The 19,588-nt window shown below is 60.7% G+C and carries 15 protein-coding genes and 1 pseudogene; 6 read left to right on the forward strand and 10 right to left on the reverse strand.

The window, feature by feature from the left end:
* Window positions 1–43 precede the first annotated feature (43 nt).
* Entirely contained in the window at window positions 44–2,005 is a 1,962-nt protein-coding gene (locus tag ACGJAX_RS24955) for an alkyl sulfatase dimerization domain-containing protein (RefSeq protein ID WP_390956533.1), read from the forward strand.
* Window positions 2,006–2,022: 17 nt separating this feature from the next.
* Here ACGJAX_RS24955 and ACGJAX_RS24960 read toward each other — a convergent pair whose 3' ends face one another.
* Genes ACGJAX_RS24960 through ACGJAX_RS24970 form a run of 3 tightly spaced genes read right to left on the reverse strand, consistent with a single transcriptional unit; the run spans window position 2,023 to window position 3,990 of the window.
* A complete protein-coding gene (locus ACGJAX_RS24960; protein ID WP_390956534.1) occupies window positions 2,023–2,316 on the reverse strand; it encodes a DUF202 domain-containing protein in 294 nt (97 codons plus the stop codon).
* Window positions 2,309–2,695 carry a DUF202 domain-containing protein gene (locus ACGJAX_RS24965; protein ID WP_390956535.1) on the reverse strand — a complete coding sequence of 129 codons (387 nt, stop codon included), beginning with the start codon at window positions 2,693–2,695 and terminating at the stop codon, window positions 2,309–2,311. Before ACGJAX_RS24965 ends, ACGJAX_RS24960 begins: the two co-directional genes overlap by 8 nt.
* Entirely contained in the window at window positions 2,695–3,990 is a 1,296-nt protein-coding gene (locus ACGJAX_RS24970; protein WP_390959988.1) for a DUF1329 domain-containing protein, read from the reverse strand. The genes ACGJAX_RS24965 and ACGJAX_RS24970 overlap by 1 nt, the downstream gene beginning before the upstream one ends.
* Window positions 3,991–4,279: 289 nt before the next feature.
* On the opposite strand from ACGJAX_RS24970, the gene ACGJAX_RS24975 reads away from it, so the two are divergent.
* Window positions 4,280–5,233 carry a LysR substrate-binding domain-containing protein gene (locus ACGJAX_RS24975; protein ID WP_390956536.1) on the forward strand — a complete coding sequence of 318 codons (954 nt, stop codon included), beginning with the start codon at window positions 4,280–4,282 and terminating at the stop codon, window positions 5,231–5,233.
* A gap of 36 nt (window positions 5,234–5,269) precedes the next feature.
* On the opposite strand, the gene ACGJAX_RS24980 is transcribed toward ACGJAX_RS24975, so the two are convergent.
* From ACGJAX_RS24980 to ACGJAX_RS24990, 3 genes are all read right to left on the reverse strand, one after another.
* Window positions 5,270–6,526 carry an MFS transporter gene (locus ACGJAX_RS24980; protein WP_390959990.1) on the reverse strand — a complete coding sequence of 419 codons (1,257 nt, stop codon included), beginning with the start codon at window positions 6,524–6,526 and terminating at the stop codon, window positions 5,270–5,272.
* Between the two features lie 110 nt (window positions 6,527–6,636).
* Window positions 6,637–7,800 (reverse strand): acyl-CoA dehydrogenase family protein, encoded by a 1,164-nt coding sequence (locus ACGJAX_RS24985; protein WP_390956537.1) that lies wholly within the window; start codon window positions 7,798–7,800, stop codon window positions 6,637–6,639.
* A 13-nt stretch (window positions 7,801–7,813) separates the two neighbouring features.
* Window positions 7,814–9,361 (reverse strand): AMP-binding protein, encoded by a 1,548-nt coding sequence (locus tag ACGJAX_RS24990; RefSeq protein ID WP_390956538.1) that lies wholly within the window; start codon window positions 9,359–9,361, stop codon window positions 7,814–7,816.
* 388 nt (window positions 9,362–9,749) lie between these two features.
* On the opposite strand from ACGJAX_RS24990, the gene ACGJAX_RS24995 reads away from it, so the two are divergent.
* The 3 genes and pseudogenes from ACGJAX_RS24995 to ACGJAX_RS25005 form a co-directional block, all read left to right on the forward strand.
* Window positions 9,750–11,522 (forward strand): DUF1302 family protein, encoded by a 1,773-nt coding sequence (locus tag ACGJAX_RS24995; protein WP_390956539.1) that lies wholly within the window; start codon window positions 9,750–9,752, stop codon window positions 11,520–11,522.
* The gene (locus tag ACGJAX_RS25000; protein WP_390956540.1) at window positions 11,458–12,867 is read left to right on the forward strand and encodes a serine hydrolase; all 1,410 of its coding nucleotides are present in this window, start codon (window positions 11,458–11,460) and stop codon (window positions 12,865–12,867) included. The genes ACGJAX_RS24995 and ACGJAX_RS25000 overlap by 65 nt, the downstream gene beginning before the upstream one ends.
* Before the next feature lie 335 nt (window positions 12,868–13,202).
* Window positions 13,203–13,316 (forward strand): annotated as a pseudogene (locus tag ACGJAX_RS25005) (IS110 family transposase); the annotation flags it as partial.
* Window positions 13,317–13,323: 7 nt separating this feature from the next.
* Here ACGJAX_RS25005 and ACGJAX_RS25010 read toward each other — a convergent pair.
* Window positions 13,324–14,889 carry a methyl-accepting chemotaxis protein gene (locus ACGJAX_RS25010; RefSeq protein ID WP_390956541.1) on the reverse strand — a complete coding sequence of 522 codons (1,566 nt, stop codon included), beginning with the start codon at window positions 14,887–14,889 and terminating at the stop codon, window positions 13,324–13,326.
* A 309-nt stretch (window positions 14,890–15,198) separates the two neighbouring features.
* Here ACGJAX_RS25010 and ACGJAX_RS25015 point away from each other — a divergent pair, with 309 nt between their 5' ends.
* Window positions 15,199–16,074: a LysR substrate-binding domain-containing protein gene (locus ACGJAX_RS25015; protein WP_090323353.1), complete on the forward strand. Its 876-nt coding sequence runs from the start codon at window positions 15,199–15,201 to the stop codon at window positions 16,072–16,074.
* A gap of 131 nt (window positions 16,075–16,205) precedes the next feature.
* Here ACGJAX_RS25015 and ACGJAX_RS25020 read toward each other — a convergent pair whose 3' ends face one another.
* From ACGJAX_RS25020 to fae, 3 genes are read right to left on the reverse strand one after another with little or no spacing between them, the layout of a single operon-like run.
* On the reverse strand, window positions 16,206–17,639 hold the full coding sequence (locus tag ACGJAX_RS25020; RefSeq protein WP_390956542.1) for a succinate-semialdehyde dehydrogenase: 1,434 nt from the start codon (window positions 17,637–17,639) through the stop codon (window positions 16,206–16,208).
* Window positions 17,636–18,670, reverse strand: coding sequence for an aldo/keto reductase (locus ACGJAX_RS25025; RefSeq protein WP_390956543.1), 1,035 nt, complete (start codon window positions 18,668–18,670; stop codon window positions 17,636–17,638). Before ACGJAX_RS25025 ends, ACGJAX_RS25020 begins: the two co-directional genes overlap by 4 nt.
* A gap of 10 nt (window positions 18,671–18,680) precedes the next feature.
* Window positions 18,681–19,193: a formaldehyde-activating enzyme gene (fae, locus tag ACGJAX_RS25030; protein WP_090323359.1), complete on the reverse strand. Its 513-nt coding sequence runs from the start codon at window positions 19,191–19,193 to the stop codon at window positions 18,681–18,683.
* Window positions 19,194–19,588: the final 395 nt, after the last annotated feature.

Below are 19,588 nucleotides of genomic sequence, written 5' to 3' on the forward strand. Positions count from 1 at the left end.
GCTCCCTACAGTGGATCGCCCGAACAATAACAAGGACTGCTCCATGCGTTTTTCACAGCCTTTGCTCACCCTCGCCATGCTGGTACCACTGACGAGTCTCGCCACTACGCCTGCCAAGGATGCGACAACCATCACCCTGCAAAACAACCAGCAATGGCTGCAGCGACTGCCTTTCGCCGATCGTGGAGATTTCGAGGCCGCTGAACGGGGCCTGATCGAGCGGTATGAGGATGTCGTCAGTAACGCGGGGGGCAAAACAGTCTGGGACTTGAAGCAATATGCGTTTCTGAACCGCAAAGAGGCGCCCGGGACCGTCAACCCGAGTCTGTGGCGCATCGCGCAGCTCAATACGCTTGCCGGTCTGTTCAAGGTCACCGAGGGTATCTATCAGATTCGTGGCATGGACCTGGCGAACATGACCATTGTCGAGGGCGATAACGGGCTTATCGTGCTCGACCCGCTGCTGGCGGTGGAAACCGCCAGAGCCGGCCTGGAACTGTACTTCAAGCACCGTCCGCGCAAACCGGTGACGACGGTGATTTATACGCACCCGCACGTCGACCATTTCGGCGGGGTGCGTGGGGTGATCGACGAAGCGGACGTGAAGGCCGGCAAGGTTCAGGTCATCGCGCCCCAAGGCTTTTTTGAGCACGCCATCGGCGAGAACGTGTTGGCCGGACCGGCGATGAAACGTCGTGCCCAATACATGTACGGGGCCGGGCTGCCGCGCGGTGAGCGGGGCCAGGTCGACGCCGGGCTGGGCAAGGGCGTACCGGCAAACGCGACGGTCAGCCTGATCGCCCCCACCCGGGAAATCAGCAAGCCACTGGAACGCCTGACCCTGGAGGGAATTGAAGTCGAATTCCAGCTCACGCCTGGCACCGAGGCGCCGGCAGAGATGAACATCTATTTCCCACGGTTCAAGGCGCTGTGCATGGCCGAAAACGCAACTCACGTCCAACACAACGTGATGACCCTGCGCGGTGCACTGGTTCGCGACCCGAAGATCTGGGCGCATTACCTCGACGAGTCCCTGGTGCGCTACGGCAATCAGGCCGAGGTGGTCTTCGCCCAGCACCACTGGCCCACTTGGGGGAGCGCGCAGATACGCGATTATCTGGCTGACCAGCGCGACATGTATGCATTCATCGATAGCCAGAGCCTGCGCCTGATCAATCAGGGCCAGACGCCAATGGAAATCGCCGAGACCCTGAGCTCGTTGCCGCCGCGCCTGGCCAGCAAGTGGTACAGCCGCGATTACTACGGCTCGTTGAGCCACAACGTGCGCGCCGTGTACCAGCGTTACATGGGTTTCTATGATGGCAACCCGGCGAACCTCAATCCGCTGCCGCCCCAAGCGGCTGGCAAGCGTTACGTCGCAGCCATGGGCGGTGCCGACCAGGTCCTGAGCCACGCGCGTAAAGCCTTCGACGAAGGGGACTATCGCTGGGTGGCGCAACTGACCAACCATCTGGTATTTGCCGAGCCCGACAACGCCGCTGCGCGCCAATTGCAGGCCGATGCACTGGAGCAACTGGGCTATCAGAGCGAGAACGCCACCTGGCGCAATGCCTACCTTAGCGGCGCCCAGGAACTGCGCGATGGCGTGGCCGCCGCCACTGGCAGCGGCGGCAATACCGATGACATGGTGCGGGCGCTGACACCGACGATGTTTTTCGATTACCTCGGCGTTCGCGTCGATGCACTGAAAGCTGCCGACAACGACCTGACCATCAACTGGCGCTTCACCGATCTGAACGAGGATTACGCCTTGACCCTGCGCAATGGCGTACTCACCCACCGCGACCTTGCACGACATGACCAGGCCGACGTGCAAATCAGCATGAAGAAATCGACGCTGGATCGCATCGCACTCAAGCAGACGGGTTTTCTCAAAGAAGCAACGCTGGGCGATATCACGATCAAGGGTGAACGGGTTAAATTCCTGCGTTTCATGGGTGGGCTGGAGGAAGCGGACGCGCGTTTCAATATCGTCACACCGTGAGCCGCGTGGGCGGCGCGTCAGGCGCCGCTCAGCAACCCGATGATGCCGATGAGCGCCAGCAAACACACCGACGCGCCTAATGCCAGGATCGCCGGCGAGGCTGGCGCTGCCCGCTCCGACTGGAGCATCGCCAATCCCTGACGATAGCGGCGGCCTTGCCTTGCAAGCAAAGTCAGCGCGACGACACCGCCCATCCCCACCGACATCAGGTCACCAGCCCGCCCCGCCAGAACCAGCACCACCAGCAACGCCAACAACGTCCTTCGCCATGCCAATTCGGTGCGCTCCGCCTGCAGCCCCGGATCACCCATGCCAGCGAGGCCAAAGCACACTGGCGATCAGCACGACCGCCGTCAGACATCCCAATGCCAGCAGCGGCGCGAGCGTCGGCAGAGGCAGCGGCTGGCGCTGACGCAGCGCTCGCTCCACCTTGAGCCAGCGCACGCATGCACCGATGCTCACCACCTGGCTCAGTAGCATCAAACTGATCGCCATGACCATGCGTAGCCGAGGTTCGAAGACCTCCCCGGCGAGTGCTTCGACGGCGATCCCTCCCCCAAGCAGCGCCAGTGAAGTGCGAATCCAGGCGAGAAAGGTGCGCTCATTGGCCAGCGTGAATCGCGGATCAGGCGACTCACCTGCGCCCAACAGGGCTTCAGTCAAGGTACGGCGCTTTTGCGGCATCCCCATCAGCGCACACCGAAGCTGCGCAATGCGCCCGGTGAAAAGTACGAAAGGCTGGTCGGCAGATTGAAGACATAAGGTTTGCGCTGCTCATTGATCAAACCCGAAACGTGATAACGGCCGCTCTTCAAATCATAGGTGACCTCCATGGCATTGACGGCAGCCTCACCGCCGGGGTGGTAAAAACTGTGCGCCTCGGACGTGCGCCACAACGTTCCCCGTTGATCGTAAACGTCAGCCTCGAGAATCGCCCAGGTGTCTTCGTCGATGTAGTAATGACGTTTGGCGTAGATGTGTTGGGCACCGGGTTTCAGGGTCGCCACGACCTCCCACACCCGGTGCAATTCGTAGCGGGTCGGTACGGGGTCGACATGCCCTGGGCGAATTAGCTCGCTGTAACGCAGGTGGGGTGAAGCCAGGCGATAGCTGTTATAGGGTACGTGCAGCAATTTCTTGCCCACCAGATGCCAGTCATAACGATCCGGCGCGCCATTGAACATGTCACGACTGTCGGCCGTGCGCAGGCCCGCCGTCCCGGGACCGGTCGTGTCATAGTCGATACCCGGAGCACGCCTGACCCGTCGCTGGCTGGAACTGTAGACCCAGGACAGTCGTTGCTCGGCGACCTGGTCGAGCGTTTCATGCACCACCATCGCATCTCCGGCGAGCCGCGACGGCGCGGTCATGCGGTAAGTGAAGTAATAAAGGATATTGTCGGCCCCTGCGTCCGGCAGCCCGTCCGGGCGGGCGAATTCCTGACGTGCGCTCATCAGGGTAAAGCGTCCGTTGCCCAACGGCGTGACGCTGTCGGAGACAAGGCTGTAACTGGCGTTGCGGTTGCGCGTCAGATGATTCCAGATGACCTCCAGGCCGTTGCGCGGAACAGGGAAAGCGATCGCCCCGGCAAAGCCGCGCAGGCCATTGCCTTGATCCGCCAGTTGCGCGAATTGAGCATTGCGAGCAGCCGATGCGGCAAGCGCCGCAGGGACGGCGACACTGCGATGGGTGGGATAGACCGGCAGTTTCATCGTCTCGGGAAATCGCTTGAGCAAAGCGATCTGCCCGGCCGACAGTTGATCCTCATACTGCTTGTAATTGCGCGCAGTGATTTCGTACAGCGGTCGCTCATCGGCGAAGGGGTCGATCGGCGTGCCGTTACTTTCCAATCGTTGCTGTGCTGCCGTGAGCCCGCCCTGCCAGGCCGGGATTCGACCGTCAGCGGAAGCACCTCGTTGGGCGCCTATGGGCGTCAGCTCAGGGGGCAACTCGCCTGTGGCCAGCGCTGCCGTCGTCCATGACATTCCCAGCAGCAGGCAGCAGGAAAAGGGGGCCATCGACGACCGAAAAAAACCTCGGGTGCGGGTTGTCATCACTCTTAACCTCTTATTGTGTTTATCAGAGAGTGAACAAATGCATGCCCCACCGATTACGCTTCAAACGCATGACGGGGCAGGTGGAAAGATCAATCTTTATGGGGGGTCCGATAGCCTCTTCTTGAGTATCAATGGATACTAAGTAGGGCCTTGGGCCCCGACAAATAGCGTCTTCAGATAGTTGCCATATCAGTTCGGCATAGCCAGAGATTTGCCCATGACCTTGAAACAACTGCGTTACTTGATCGCCATTGCAGAAGCGGGAAGCTTCTCCAATGCCGCACGCCGGGCGTTCATCGCCCAGCCCGCCTTGAGCCGCCAGATCGGTTTACTGGAAAGCGAACTGGACATGCAGTTACTGGCCCGCCAGCACGATGGCATTGAATTGACCGATGCCGGCCGACAGTTGTACGAAGTGGCGCGATCGGTGATTCAGAAGCTCGACTCGGTGAAGGACGAACTCAAATCGAGCCAGGGCAATCCGATGGGTCATGTGTCGATTTCCATACCCGCGACAGCGTCGGCTCTGCTGCTGCCCACCATCATCACCCAGGCACAGGCCAAGTTTCCGGGGATCAAGCTAACGATATGGGATGGCCTGAGTCGCGAAGGCGGCCAGGCGATCGAAATGGGCAAAGTGGATTTCGGGGTAGTGCCAAACGCTGAAGAACTGGAACACGTGATTGCCGAACCGGTCTTCACCGAAGACCTGTATTGGGTCGGCACACCGGCTCAAGAAGCTGACAACTCGCCCATTACTCTGGCCGAAGCCGCGGCGACCCGGCTGGTGATGCCCCCGCGCGCCCTGCACCTGCGCCGGCGTATCGAGCAAGCGGCAATGGAAACCGGGGTGACGCTCGATTCAAGCTATGAACAGCAGTCTGCCCCGGGCATCAGCAGCCTGGTGCGCGCCGGGTTGGCGGCGACCATCAGCAATTGGCCGCCGCTGACGGAGCTGCTGGAACCGATATCGGCACGGCTGATCGTGGAGCCCCGGATTACCCGAACCATTTCCCTGGCCTACTCGCAGCATAAGCCGCTGTCGTTTGCGGCAACCTGCATGCGCGATCTGGTGCGCGGTCTACTCATCGAGGCGGTGGTCGACGCCCGCTGGAAAGGCAGCTTGATCGAGCGCACGCCCGAGGAAGACTCGAGCCAGGCCCATCGCTGAGGGCGCTGCGCCTCAATTGCGCAGCGCCCGGCGGTGTCAACTGACCCGCGGCTCGGCGACACCGACGACCTGATGCAGCCGCTCCCGGGTTTTCTGAGGATCCATCTGGAACAACCCGATCAGCCCCGCGACCACCAACACCGCGCCGCAGACCAGGAACCCCTCCCCGTAACCGGCCGGGTGCTCGGCGCCCGCGCCCTGCACCAGGATGCCGGTGACCACAGGCGCCGACAAACCGGCCAGCGAGGCGATGCCGTTGCCAATCGCCAGGATGCCTGCGCGTTGGCTGCCCGGCGTGAACTCGGCGAGCATGGCCGGCCCCACCGAATACATCACCAGCGCCAGGCCGCCGCTGAATGTCAGGCAGACGATCCGCTCAATGCTCGACAGTCCCGGCAGGAAAAGCGCGGCGCTCAGAAGACCACTGGCAATCAGGCAGAACGAAACGAACGCACCGCGTGACCAGCGCGTCGCCATGCCGCCGCGCATCATGCGCTGCGATAACCAGGCCATGAACAGGCTGAGCGGCGTGGTGACGATGACGAACAGTACAAACACCCGGCCGGTCATGATCGGATCGACACCCAGGCCATTCTCCAGATAGCTCGGCACCCAGGTCAGCGTCAGCGCCAAAGACCAATTGGCAGCGAAATGACAGAGGTAATTGCTCAGTACCGTACTGTCCGTGAGCAATCGTTTATAAGGCACGCGCTCCTCGTCCTGCGCGAGCTGGCCGGGGCGAATGCGATCGAGCGTGCCTTCGCGTCCCAGCAACCACCACAACACGCACCAGACCGCGCCGATTGCAGCGAGGACGATGAAGTTCATGCGCCATCCGTAATGCACGCTGATCCACGGGATCATCGCGCCCGCGACCAGCAGGCCAAAGGCACTGCCGGTATGCAGCATTGCAACCGGCAGGTTGCGACGGTCGTTGGGAAACCATTTGTACAAGGCGTGGGTGGCCACCGGCGACGCCGGCCCTTCGCCAATGCCCAGCAGCACACGACAGGCCACGATTGCCCACATGGACGTGACGAACAGCATCGGAAGCTGAATGAGCGCCCAGAACGCGCCCATGCCCAACAGCAGGGTGCGCGTGGGGCGACGATTGGCGACGAAGCCGCCGATCACTGCGGAAATCGCGAAGAACCAGTGCAGTGCGCCACCTACCAGACCGAACTCGGTCGGTGACAGGCCAAGCTCCTTGGACATCGGCACTGCAACCAGGCCAATGACGACCTTGTCGAGGAAGTTGACCAGCATCAGCAGTGCCAGCAGTACCGCAACCATCCAGGCCGTGCCCAGACGTGCGGTGTTGTCAGTGTGAGTCATGGTTGTCTCTCGTTATTGTTCTTGTCAGAGCGTCCGGTCAGGTGCGACCGGACGTGCGGCGGGCACAGCTACTCGGGCATCAGGACACCCTTGGCAATGGTGTTGCGCTGAATTTCACTGGTGCCGGTGAGGATGCGCATCATACGGGTCGCGCGGAAAATCCACTCCACCGGATGGCCACGCAGCAGCCCCGCTCCGCCGTGAATCTGCACCGCGCGGTCTGCGATACGGAAAGCGGTCTCGGACACGAACAGCTTGCACATGGAAGCCTGGGTACGGATATCCCCACCGGCATCATTCACCGCGGCTGTCGCGTACACCATGCTGCGCGCCGCATGCAACTCGGTCGCCATGTCGGCAATCATGTGGTTGATCGACTGGAACATTGCGATCGGCTGGCCGAACTGCTTGCGTGTACGGGCGTAGTCGATCGACAGGTTCAGCGCCAGGCCCGCCAGGCCTAGCAAGGTCGGGCAATGCAGCAAGCGATTAAGGGTGATCCGCCCCATCGCCAGCTTGAATCCCTGTCCTTCTTCGCCAATGCGCTGGGCCGCGGGCACCCGAACTTCTTCCAGGAAGATATCGCCATGGGCGCCACCGCCGGACATCACCGCGTAATCGCTCTCTATGCGCACGCCTGGCGCCTTCAGATCGACGAAGAACGCCGAAATCCCCTGGGCGCCGGCGCCTGGTCCGGTAACGGCGAGCAGCACCGCGATATCGGCATAGGGAGCACCCGAGATGAAACGCTTGCTGCCGTTGAGCACATAATCTTCACCGTCGCTGCGTGCATTCGTCTTGATTGCCGTTGCATCGGAGCCGGCTTCACTCTCGGTCAGCGCGAAGCACACGGCCTTCTCGGCACGGCACACCGGCTGCAGGAAAGATTCGATTTGCCAAGGGCTGGCGACCTTGAACAGATGCCCGATGCGCGGTGGACCGGACAGCTCACCGAGGATGTGCGGAGCCAGCATGGAACCGCTCAGCACCGTGGACTCCTTCACTGCACACAGGTCTGAAACGTTCAGCCCGGCGCCTCCGATGGCCTCGGGCAGCATGATGTTGTAAAAACCCTGGTCGCAGGAACGCTGCCAGACCTGCTGCAGCACGTCGCGAGGATGGGGCTGGGCCCAACTCAGGCCTTCGCGCTGTTCAAGGGGCAGAATTTCGTCGCGAATGAAGCCACCGATGGCCTCGATGATTTGGCTGGCTTTTTCACTTGGCTGATACATGGTGATCTCCTTGTCAGATGCGGCGGTCGCAGTTTTGCCAGTAGGCATCGCGAATAAGACGGCGAACCACTTTGCCGTTGGGGTTCTTCGGGAGTTCGCTGACGAAATCCACGGCACGGGGTTTCTTGAACCCGGCCAGGTTTCGCGCGCAGTGATCGATGACCTCGACCTCACTCAGTGCGGTGCCCGGCTTGAGTACGATAACGGCTCGCACCGACTCGCCCCACTGCTCGTCCGGCACGCCAACGACCGCCGCCTCGAAGACTTGAGGCAAGTTGTAGAGCACCTGCTCGACTTCCGTCGGATAAATGTTGAAGCCTCCGGAAATGATCATTTCCTTCTTGCGGTCGACGATGAACACATACCCCTGATCATCGACTGTCGCCAGGTCGCCACTGAGGTAGTAACCATCGCGCATGACCTCGGCGGTGAGCTCTGGCGCGCGCCAGTAGCCCTGCATGATGTCCGGTCCCTTGACCACGATCTCCCCGATTTCGCCCGGCTGCACATCCTGGAAGTCCTCGTTGACCACCCGCAGGTCGGTCTCGAAGTAACAGCGCCCGCAGGAGGCGAGGCGTCGAAAGTCGCCGTTTTCGCACAGGTGGTCCTGCTCGGTCAGTACCGTGACCAGCGAACAGGTTTCGCCGGCACCATAACCTTGTGCCAGGATCGGCCCGAACACTTCGATGGCGCGCTTGACCAGAGAAGGCGCCATCGGCGCAGCGCCGTACATGACCAGACTCAGGCTGCTGAGGTCGTAGCGCTCCACGCCCGGGAAATTCACCAATCGGTTGATCATCGCGGGCACCAGGAATAACCGGGTGACGCGTTCACGCTGAATGCTTTCGAGCAGCAGTTGATCGTCGTAGCGTTCCAGCAACAGGTTGCAGGCGCCGACCGCCAGCAACGGCATCAACTGCATGCCGCTGGCATGGGTGATCGGGCCAACGTGGGCCATGACATCACCCGGTGCGGCACGCCGGGTGGGGCTGGCGATGCTCTTGCGGATCAGCGCCTTGCGATTACCGACGCTGAGCATGGCGGCCTTCAGCACACCGGAGCTGCCGGAGGTGTAATGCAACACGGCCAGTGCGTCGTCCGACGGGTCGCAACTGATCGGCTGCTGGTCGCCCTGGCTCAGCAGTGCCGAGTAGGCGACATCACCGCCCTCATCTCCCAGCGCCACGATCAGACGCAGCGCGGGGACCTGAGCCCGGCGGGCAGTCAAGGCCTCGGCAAATACAGGCGTGGTGATCAGCGCGACGCTGCAAGAGTCGTTGATGATCTGGATGACTTCGTCCAGTGACAGGCGCGCATTGACGGGAACCTTCACCAGGCCGGTCTTATAGAACGCGACTTCGGCCTCGACCAGTTCAACCCGGTTCTCGGCGAGGATGGCGACGTGCTCGCCAAGGGTAATGCCCTGGCCCAGTAACGCCGAGGCAAGCTGGTTTGTACGCTGTTCGAGCTGAGCGAAGGTCACTCGCGTGTTGACATCGATGACGGCCATTCGCTCAGGCCAGTACTTGGCACTTCGACTGATTATTTTTCCAAGGTTCACTGTGTTGTTCTCGTCGACAGTTAAGACCGGGACGATCCTAAACAGCGGCGCAACGGCAAACGTAATATCAGTTCTTGATGCCGGGTATAGCGGTTTTAGCTGGCTCAACCTGCCGTCTCAAATGCCTGCGTCAGCCATGCCAAAATGTTATGGCAACAATCCAAAGACGCTATTTGTGAGCTGATCCGCCGCCTCCCTATTATCCCTCGCGACCGACAACGACCAAGCCAACGGCAGTCAACAGCCAGGATCTTCGCTCCGTTGTCCCATCCCCTCACTCTCTAATAAGCACAATAAGAGGTTAAGAGTGAACGCTATCTGTCCCCACCGGCTTCAGTCATCACTGCTATTACTATCGTGCAGTCTTCTCGTCACCCCCGTTGATGCCATGCAATTTGAACTGGGTGAGATTGAAGGCCAGTTCGATTCGGCCCTGGCATTAGGTGTCGGCGTCAGCACAGCCAATCCGGACAAGCTGCAGGTGGCGGCCGCCAACGGCAATGACGGGCGGCGTAATTATCGATCCGGGGATGTGTTCTCGACGATATTCAAAGGCACCCATGACCTGGAACTCAAACTCGACAACCTGGGCATGTTCGTGCGCGGAACCTACTGGTACGACACGGCGCAGCGCGATCACAGCCAACGCTTCAAGAACATCGAAGACAACAATCGCAAAACATCAGCAAAGACCGCAGGCTCCCAGCTGCTCGATGCATTCGCCTATTACTTCTACGACATAAACGGTGAGCCAGGTTCGGCACGCTTGGGTAAACAAGTGGTGAACTGGGGCGAGAGCATTTTTATCCAGGGCGGCTTGAACGTCGTCAACCCCTTTAACCAGGCCGCCCTGCGCCGCCCAGGTTCGGAGGTCAAGGACGCGCTGGTGCCGGTCAACTTGCTGTACGTGACACAGAACATCAACGAAGCACTGTCCTTTGACGCCTTCTATCAATTGGACTGGGAACAGACGCAACTGGACAACTGCGGCACATTCTTTTCGGGCAATGATTTCATCCCCGAGGGTTGCGAGAGCCTCGACGTTGGCGGTCGGCAGGTCAACCTCACGGTGGCAAATCGAGGTCTTGGGCCATTCGGCGTGGTCATGAACGAGGAAGGTGTACGCATCCCTCGAGCGGGCGATCAGGATGCTCGCAACAGTGGCCAGTGGGGCTTGTCTGTTCGCTGGTACGTCGCGCCGCTGGATGCCGAGTTCGGTGTTTACGCCGCCAACTATCACAGCCGTTCGCCTTATCTTGGAACGGTCAGCAGCCCGTATTACAGCAATACCGGTTTCGCTCCCCAGCTGTGCAGCAACCTTGGGGTGCCATCAGCCGGCTGCGGCGCCTTTCTGGCTTCCAGCTCAGGCCAGACCCTTGCAGGCGCGTTGCGCATGGGCACTTCCCGGTATCTCGCACAATACCCTGAGGATATCCGCCTGTATGGCGCGACATTCTCCACCACCCTGCGCACCGGCACGGCGCTTCAGGGCGAGCTGAGCTACCGCCCGAACATGCCCGTGCAACTCAATGGCACTGATGTGCTGCAGTCGCTGCTTAACGCCAACGGTCGCAGCCCTTTGTCCGAACCCGGGCAGCGACCAACGACCGACTCGACATTGTTCAATGGGTATCGGCGCAAGGAAGTCACCCAGGCGCAGGTCTCGGCGATGCACTCTTTCGGCCAGGTCATGGGCGCCAATCAAGTGATATTGGTCGGTGAGCTCGGCGCCACCTATGTCGGCGGCCTGGAGGGGAAAAACGGGCCACGCTATGGCCGCTCCGGGGCCTATAACAGTGGCGAGCTGATAGACAACAACGTCTGCCTGTCCATCTCGAACAGCCCGGAATATTGCAACGACGAAGGCTTCGTCACACCGTTCTCCTGGGGGTATCGGATGCGGGCCACCTGGAGTTATTCGGGCGTGATGCAGGGTCTGGACCTGCGACCCAACCTGTCCTGGTCGCATGACGTAGAGGGTTACTCGCCAGGCGACGGCTCGGCCTTCAACGAAGGTTCGCGCTCCGTCAGCATCGGCCTCGACGCTACGTTCATGAGTACGTATTCGATGAGCCTGTCTTACACCGATTACATCGATGGCACCTACGGCACGCGTGGCGATCGCGACTTCGTTTCGATCGGTGTTGGTGCCACCTTCTAAGCCTAAAAGGATAACGACAATGCATAAATGTCCCACCCGGCCCGAATCTGCCAAGTCCACAGCCAATTTCGTCCTGGGAGTCGCGCTGCTGCTTTGCAGCGCAACCTGGCCGGCCCTCGCGGCGAATGGCTCGACCGATAACGGCGTCATGCAAGGGTTTCCACCTGCACCGGAGTTTCGTGTGAACAAAGTCAACGCCTTCCAACCGCCCTTCCTGCGCTGGTCAATACGTCACGCCCGTGAAGTGTCCGCGACGCGCAACATCGGTCGAGCTGCGCGCCCCTTGTCATTGATCGACGCTGCAACGCGCGATCTCGACCAGGTCACTTTCAAGGCCGGCGAAGAGGACCTGACACTCGCCCGTTACCTGCAAGATACCTCGACCGATGGGCTGATCGTGCTACAGCGCGGCAACGTTATCTTTGAGCGTTACCTTGAAGGATTCGAACCCGGCCAGCCACACATCTGGGCTTCGATGACCAAGTCGGTCACCGGCCTTTTAGCGGCACAGTTCATCGCCGAAGGCACGCTCGACCCGCAGGCGAAACTGGCCAGCTATGTCCCTGAGCTGAGCGGTACGCCATTCGGCGAGGCCACGGTGCAGGCCAACCTTGATATGCAGGTGGCCGTGGCATACCCCGAAGCGGTGCCACCTGACCTCGGCCTGTTCGCCGCGACCGGGTTGATCCCGCGTAACGCAACGATGCCCGGCGATATCTATGCCTTTCTGAAAATCGCGCAAATGGCCCCTGGAGAAGGCAGATTTTTTTACCAGAACGGTTCGCCCGAGGCGATGGCCTGGGCCCTGCGGCGTATATCCGGATTGAATTGGGCGCAACTGGTCCAGCAACGCATCTGGTCGCGCTTCGCCCAGGAAGATGCCTATGTCCAGATCGACGAATTGGGCACCGAGATGGCCAGCGGCGGGATCAGCAGTAACCTTCGCGATACTGCGCGCTTCGCCGAACTGGTACGCCGAGAGTTGGCCCGAAAGCAGGGCAGCGATAGCTTCAACCAGGCGGTGCGCAGTACTTTCCAGCCGGGTGACCCAACGATTTTCGCTCAAGGCAACCTCGCGCCAGGCCGGCCTGGTTATGCCTACCGCAACTATTGGTTTCAGCGAAATGATGGCGAAGGATCAGTGGAGGCTAGTGGTCGCTTCGGACAAAAAATCTACATCAACCCGAAGCGCGAGGTCGTCATCGTAAAATTGTCCTCCACTGCCGATCAAGCCAGGCGTGCCACCAGCGCAGATGGCGAAGCAAAGGTTGCTGCCCGGGTGATCGATTCACCGGTTACGTTCAACAACATGGTCAATGCGGTATTGGCGCAGTTGAGGGACTGAAATCCGGGTATGGATCATGGATCGGGGCGTTGCTTTTTCGGCAGGTAACAATTGGCCGGTTGCGGCTTTAGTGGCAGCCAGCAATCGGCCAACAGCAGCCAATAGATTGGGGGCCTTATTGCTCTCGCCCAATCACATTTTGGTCTGTTTTAGCTTGACCTGTTCAGGCTCCAGTTCGTTGATGACACACATTTCCGACGCGTCTCGAGTCGATCCCCCCAGAACTCTGTGGCACTACCCCCATCAACTGCGGCGGAATGCATAGCATGGCGAGCTGGTCTTCACGGCTACTCTCAGGCCAGGCACCTAGCTACTTCCTTGCCTCGGCCTCTTCCTGGCTCTTCCGCAGTTGCGTCGGTGCGTTGGGCCACGAGGTGAAGCTGGTCGCCCCGCAATACGTTAAGCCGTTCGTCAAAGGCAACAAAAACGATTTCATTTATGCCGCCGCTGACTCCCTCATGCGTTGAAACGCTCAACCAGCAAGTGCAACGAATTAGCGGTGGCTTCCAATTCGCGACCGAGCAAAAGGGAACGACCGGTGAGCTCGGAATTACTCTGCGCAGCCTGAGATATCGTGGTGATCTGTCGGGCAATATTACCGGCGACCTGATTCTGCTGTTCGGTTGCCGCAGCCATCTGCTCGACCCTTTCGTGGATACCACTGACCGCGAGCGTGATCCCGTCCAGCGCGCGCTCGGTATCGACCACATGCTTGACGCCAGTACGTGCTTCCTCACTGCCTTTACCGGCAATGTCCACCGCTTGCTGGGCTTCGTGCTGCAAGGTGCTGATGATCTGCTGGATGAATTTCGTGGAGTCGCGGGTTTTAGAGGCCAGAGCCCGAACCTCGTCCGCCACCACCGCAAAACCGCGCCCTTGATCACCCGCGCGCGCAGCTTCGATGGCGGCATTCAGCGCCAGAAGGTTGGTCTGCTCGGCAATTGCCTGAATCATGCTGGCAGCCTGGTGGATCGACTCCGTTTGCGTGGCCAGGTTGTCGACCGACCGACTGATGTCGTCTACGGTGTCGGCCAGTCTCTCGATCACCCGACGTGTCTGGACAACCTGCTGCGCACCACCGGTGGATAACTGGTTAACCTCGCGCGCACTCTGTGCCGTGTCCTGTACATGCGCCGACACTTGTACGATTGAGGCCGCCATTTCATGCATGGCGGCGGCGGCCATGTCCGCTTCAATGCATTGTACTTTCAGCGCTGTTTCAGCCTGATTGACCAACTGACCGTTGCAGGAGGCCAGGTTGGCTGTTTGGTCCGCGTAATCACCCAGACGGCTGAGCGCTGTGCGAATACGCGCCCCCTCGCTGATCAACGCCATTTGCAGTCGTGCAACTGCACCCGATTCGCTGCTGTAGGTGAGCGCAACCAGTTCGCTGTCAAACGCCTGTGGCGCGGCTTCATGAATCTTTGTCAGCGCGCGACGCACGAATTGCAATGACATCACCGTTTGCGCGATCGATAACGTGACCATACAAACAAAAGCCCCTACGGGCATCCCCTGCGTCAACAGGAGTGCCCCCAACAGCCCGCCGAGTAGCGGCAACAGGAGGAATCGGGAAAAAATACTCAAGCGCTGCGCCAGACTGACCGCCGACCGCCCCTGGCGCAATCGGGCATACAACGCAATCGCACGCTTGACCTGGTCAGTCTCAGCCTTTACCCGCACCGATTCGTAGCCGATTATCTGGCCGTCCTGCCGAATCGCAGTGACATAGGTACTGACCCAATAGAAGTCGCCGTTGCTGCAACGATTCTTGACTATTCCCATCCAGGCTTTGCCTGCCTTGAGGTGACTCCACATATGTTCGTAGACAACTGCGGGCATATCCGGATGGCGGACGATATTGTGCCCACTGCCCATCAACTGCTCCCTGGAGAAACCACTGACAACGACGAACTCGTCGTTGCAGTAAGTGATTCGACCCTGCGTATCGGTCGCTGAGATCAGCCGCTGCTCGGCGGGAAAGTCACGTTCCCGATCAGTGACAGGCGTATTGACTCGCATACAAGCTCCTCAGTTTTTCGGGGTATCCACCCTTCACGCCATCGATGCTTCAGGGAGGCGGATCAACATCAGTCAAGACAGCCGAAGGTACTGAAGAACGAATGGCTCGAACCACGCAGTTCACGTCAAAAACTTTTCATTTCATGACTCGCTGTAAATAGTCGGCCGTGCTCATTTCCATCAGATTCATCTGACTCAGATCCCAGAGAAGACAACGCTTGCATCGGCTCCGCGCTAATAGTCAGATAGACAGCCAAAACACCACCCCACGCTGCATCGGACGGCGTCAGGTACGGAGCCCCTTCTTCCATGCGTCAACTGCCCTCGCTCAACATGCTGCGCGTCTTCGAAGAGGTCGCGCGGCATCGCAGTTTCAGCCAGGCCGCCCTGGGCCTGAATGTTACCCAGGGCGCGGTCAGCCGGCAGATCAAGCAGCTTGAAGACTACCTCGGGGTGGCGTTGTTCATTCGCACGCCCCAGGGCCTGTCCCTGACCGAAGCCGGCATCGCCCTCTCGCCGCACCTGAGCGACGCCTTCGACCACATCGAGCGTGCCCTGCAGGCGGTGCGCGTGCCCAACCTGCGTCAGCGCCTGCGCATCGTCGCCCCGCCGACCTGGGCCACTCGCTGGCTATCGGCGCACTTGCGCGCCTTCTGCCAGCGCTACCCGGACATCAGCCTGAGCGTCACCCATCAGGCCAGTCACGACAGCCTCGCCGAAATCGACTGCCACATCCGCTTCGGCCTCGAAGCCGCCCCCCAATGCCACAGCCAGTTGCTGGTGATGGAACGGCACATCGCCGTGGCCAGCCCGGAGCTGTTCATCGACGGCCAGGCACCGGACCTGCAGCAATTTCCGCTGCTGCACATCCTGCACAACGGCAAGCGCTTGAAGGTCTGGGAGAACTGGTTGGCGGCGATGGGCCGGGAAGATGTCGACGCCGGGCAAGGCCTGGAATTCAGCACCCTGGATCAGGTGATCCATACCGCACTGGCCGGTGGCGGCCTGGCGGTGATCGACCGGCAGATGATCGAAAAGGAACTGGCCAACGGCAGCCTGTTACCCATCACCCCGGTGGAAGTGGTCGGGCCGTACGGCTATTGGCTGGACGTGGCGAACGACAAACGGGGCTTGTCGAAGGTGCGGTTGTTTACCGAGTGGCTGGAACTGGTCAGTAATCCCTAGGGCAACGATGCCCCCCTTGTGGGAGCGAGCCTGCTCGCGATGATCGTTAACGATAACGCGGGGAGCCTGGCACCCCGCGGTGTTCTCCAGTCCATCGCGAGCAGGCTCGCTCCTACAGGGGGTGTGCGTCCTTAGAGACCACCCATCAACAGGTATTTGATTTCCAGGTAGTCATCCAGACCGTACCTGGAACCCTCGCGACCCAGGCCCGATTCCTTGATGCCACCGAACGGCGCCACTTCCGTGGAGATGATCCCTTCGTTGATCCCGACCATGCCCGCTTCCAGGCCTTCGGCCATGCGCCACACGCGGCCGATGTCGCGGCTGTAGAAGTAGGCCGACAAACCGTACGGCGTGTCGTTGGCCCGTTGCAGCACTTCGGCCTCGTCCTTGAAGCGGAAGCAGGCGGCCACCGGGCCGAAGGTTTCGTCCTGGGCGATCAGCATGTCGCTGTTGGCTTCGGCAAGGATGGTCGGTTCGTAGAACGTGCCACCCAAGGCATGTCGACGGCCGCCGCACAAGACCTTGGCGCCCTTCTCCAGCGCGTCGCTGACATGCAGTTCGACCTTGGCCAGCGCTGCGCTGTTGATCAACGGACCTTGTTCGGTTTCACCTTCCAGGGCGTTGCCGACACGCATGGCGGCCACGGCTTCGGCGAGCTTGCCGGTGAAGGCTTCGTAGACACCGTCCTGAATGAAGAAGCGGTTCACGCAGACGCAGGTTTGCCCGGTGTTGCGGAATTTCGAGGCCATCGCGCCTTTGACCGCCGCGTCGATATCGGCGTCGTCGAAGACGATGAACGGCGCGTTGCCGCCCAGTTCCAGCGAGACCTTTTTCAAGGTGTCGGCGGCCTGGCGCATCAGCAATTTGCCGGTGCGGGTGGAGCCGGTGAACGACAGTTTGCGCACAATGCCGGAGGCTTGCAGCGCGCCGCCAATGGCGACGGCATCACCGGACACCACGTTGAACACACCGGCCGGAATGCCCGCCTGCTCGGCCAGTACCGCCAACGCGAACGCCGACAACGGGGTTTCTTCCGACGGCTTGAGAATCATCGTGCAACCGGCCGCCAGCGCCGGGCCGACCTTGCGGGTGACCATGGCCAACGGGAAATTCCACGGCGTGATCGCGGCGACCACACCGATGGCTTCCTTGACCACGATGATCCGCGCATCGGCCTTGTGGCTCGGGATCACGTCGCCGTAGGCACGCTTGGCTTCCTCGGCGAACCACTCGAGGAAACTCGCGGCGTAGACCACTTCGCCCATGGCTTCGGCCAATGGCTTGCCCTGTTCGCGGCTGAGCAGTGTCGCCAGCTCCTTCTGGTTGCTCAGCATCAATTCGCCCCAGCGCTTGATGCGCTGGCTGCGTTCCTTGGCGGTCAGCTTGCGCCACGCCGGCTGCGCGCGGTTGGCGGCGGCAATGGCCAGGTTGGTTTCTTCGGCACCGGCCTTTTGTACGTCGGCAATCAACTCGCCTGTGGCCGGGTTCAATACCGGGTAAGTCGGGCCACCGCTGGACCATTGGCCATCGATGAAGTTGCCGTGACGGATCAATGCGCTCATGCCACCGCCTCGGTCAGGTTGAAGCGTTCCAGGCCCGGACGGGCGGTACGCAGGATACGTTTGCCGGCGGTGTAATCGTTGATCACGTCGCACGGCGTGTAGTTGCGCTCCAGCTCATGCAATTCTTCGGCGTCGAGCTTGGTCTCCAGGGCCGCCAGGGCACTGTCGAATTGCTCGGTGGTGTCGGCGCCGACGAGCATGCAATCCACGCCCGGGTGGTTGGCGACCCAGGCCTGGGCGATCTGTGCGTTGGATACGCCGCGAGCACGGGCTACGCGCTGCACCGAACGGGCGATCTCGAACGAGGCTTCGTCGCTGTACATCTGCTGGGTGAAAAAGTCGGTCTGGTTGCGGGTCGACTGCACGTCACCGGTCAACAAGCCACGGGCCAGCGGACTGAACACCGAAACGCCCAGGCCCTGGTCGCGGCAGAACGGGATCATCTCGCGTTCTTCTTCGCGGTAGGCGCAGTTCAGTTGCAGCTGCATGTTGATCGGCTTGACCCAACCGTTACGCTCGCAGGCCATGAGGATTTTCGCCAACTGCCCGGTGAGCATGGTCGACACGCCGATGTAACGGGCCTTGCCAGAACGCACGATGTCGTTCAGGGCGCCCATGGTCTCTTCGACCGGGGTGTTCACGTCGAAGTAATGCAGCATGAAGACGTCGACGTAATCCATGTCCAGGCGTTTGAGCGAGGCATCGATGCTGTCCATGATGTGCTTGCGCGAATGGCCGCTGGCGTTGATCCCGGTGCGGGTGCCGTAGCCGACCTTGGTGGTGATTACCAGGTCGTCGCGACGGGCCAGGCGCTTGACGATGCGCCCTACCACTTCTTCGCCGATACCGGCGGAATAGAAGTCCGCCAGGTCGATGAAGTTCACGCCGTTGTCCAGGGCGTGCTTGACGATCGGCTCGCTTTTCTTCTCATCGAAGATCCACGGTTTCCAGTCCGGGGTACCCATGTTCATGGTGCCCAGGCACAGGCGGGAGACTTGCAGGCCGGAGTTGCCCAAACGGATGTATTGCATGGCGCGGACCTCAGGCTTTTGGCGTGTAGAAAGGGTTGCTGATGTGATTGACCACGTCGGCCAGTTGCGCGGTTTCCGGCTGGCCGGTCAGCGCGGCACGGATCGCCGTGCGGCAGGCGTTGTAGTTGTTCAGGTACACCGCATCAAGGTCATCGCAGGCCGGGTTGACCCAGTTGGCGGTGACGATGGCCCACTCGTCTTCGGCCTCCGGCGGCAGGGTGCCATCGAGCAACGCTTCGAGCACGGCCTTGGCGATACCGGCCTGGGACGCGCCCCAGGTGGCGTTGCCGTGCAGATCGCTGCCGATCGCGGCTTTGTTGACGTACAGGGTCATCGGCTTGACCGGAATGTTCGGCTGGGCGATCACCATGAACGGGCAATGGCCCTGGCTTGGGGATGCCAGGCTGTTGGCGAACGCTTGCCCTGCCGGGCCGTTGCGCGGGCCGATCAGGATGTTGATGTGCGCGGCGTTCACGCCAGGGCCTTCGAAACCTTCACCGATGTACAGGTCGAGTTCTTTCATGGGTCGATTCTCTATTCAGGACGCAGAGGGATTTGTTTGGGGGTGGTCAGCAGCGCACGCCGGCGTGGGCCATGGCGTGGCAAAGGGTCGGGATCGAAGAGCGCAGCAGGTCGCTGGCGAAGACGCGGCAGTGATGATGAGTCATGGTTGCAAACGCTCTTTTTTGTTGTTGATGAGCTGGTTTGCGATTTTTTAACACTGGGGGTTTGCGGGGCTGTAACCATTAAAAATCATGGGGGCATGACTTCAAGTCATACCCCCGGCAAGACGAGCGAAAGACTTGTAGGAGCGAGCCTGCTCGCGATGGATTTGAGAGCACCGCGGGGTGTCAGGCGCCCCGCGTTTTCGTTGACGTCCATCGCGAGCAGGCTCGCTCCCACAGGGCCTACAGCTGT

This window comes from Pseudomonas moorei (assembly GCF_042846945.1).
Lineage (GTDB): Bacteria > Pseudomonadota > Gammaproteobacteria > Pseudomonadales > Pseudomonadaceae > Aquipseudomonas > Aquipseudomonas moorei.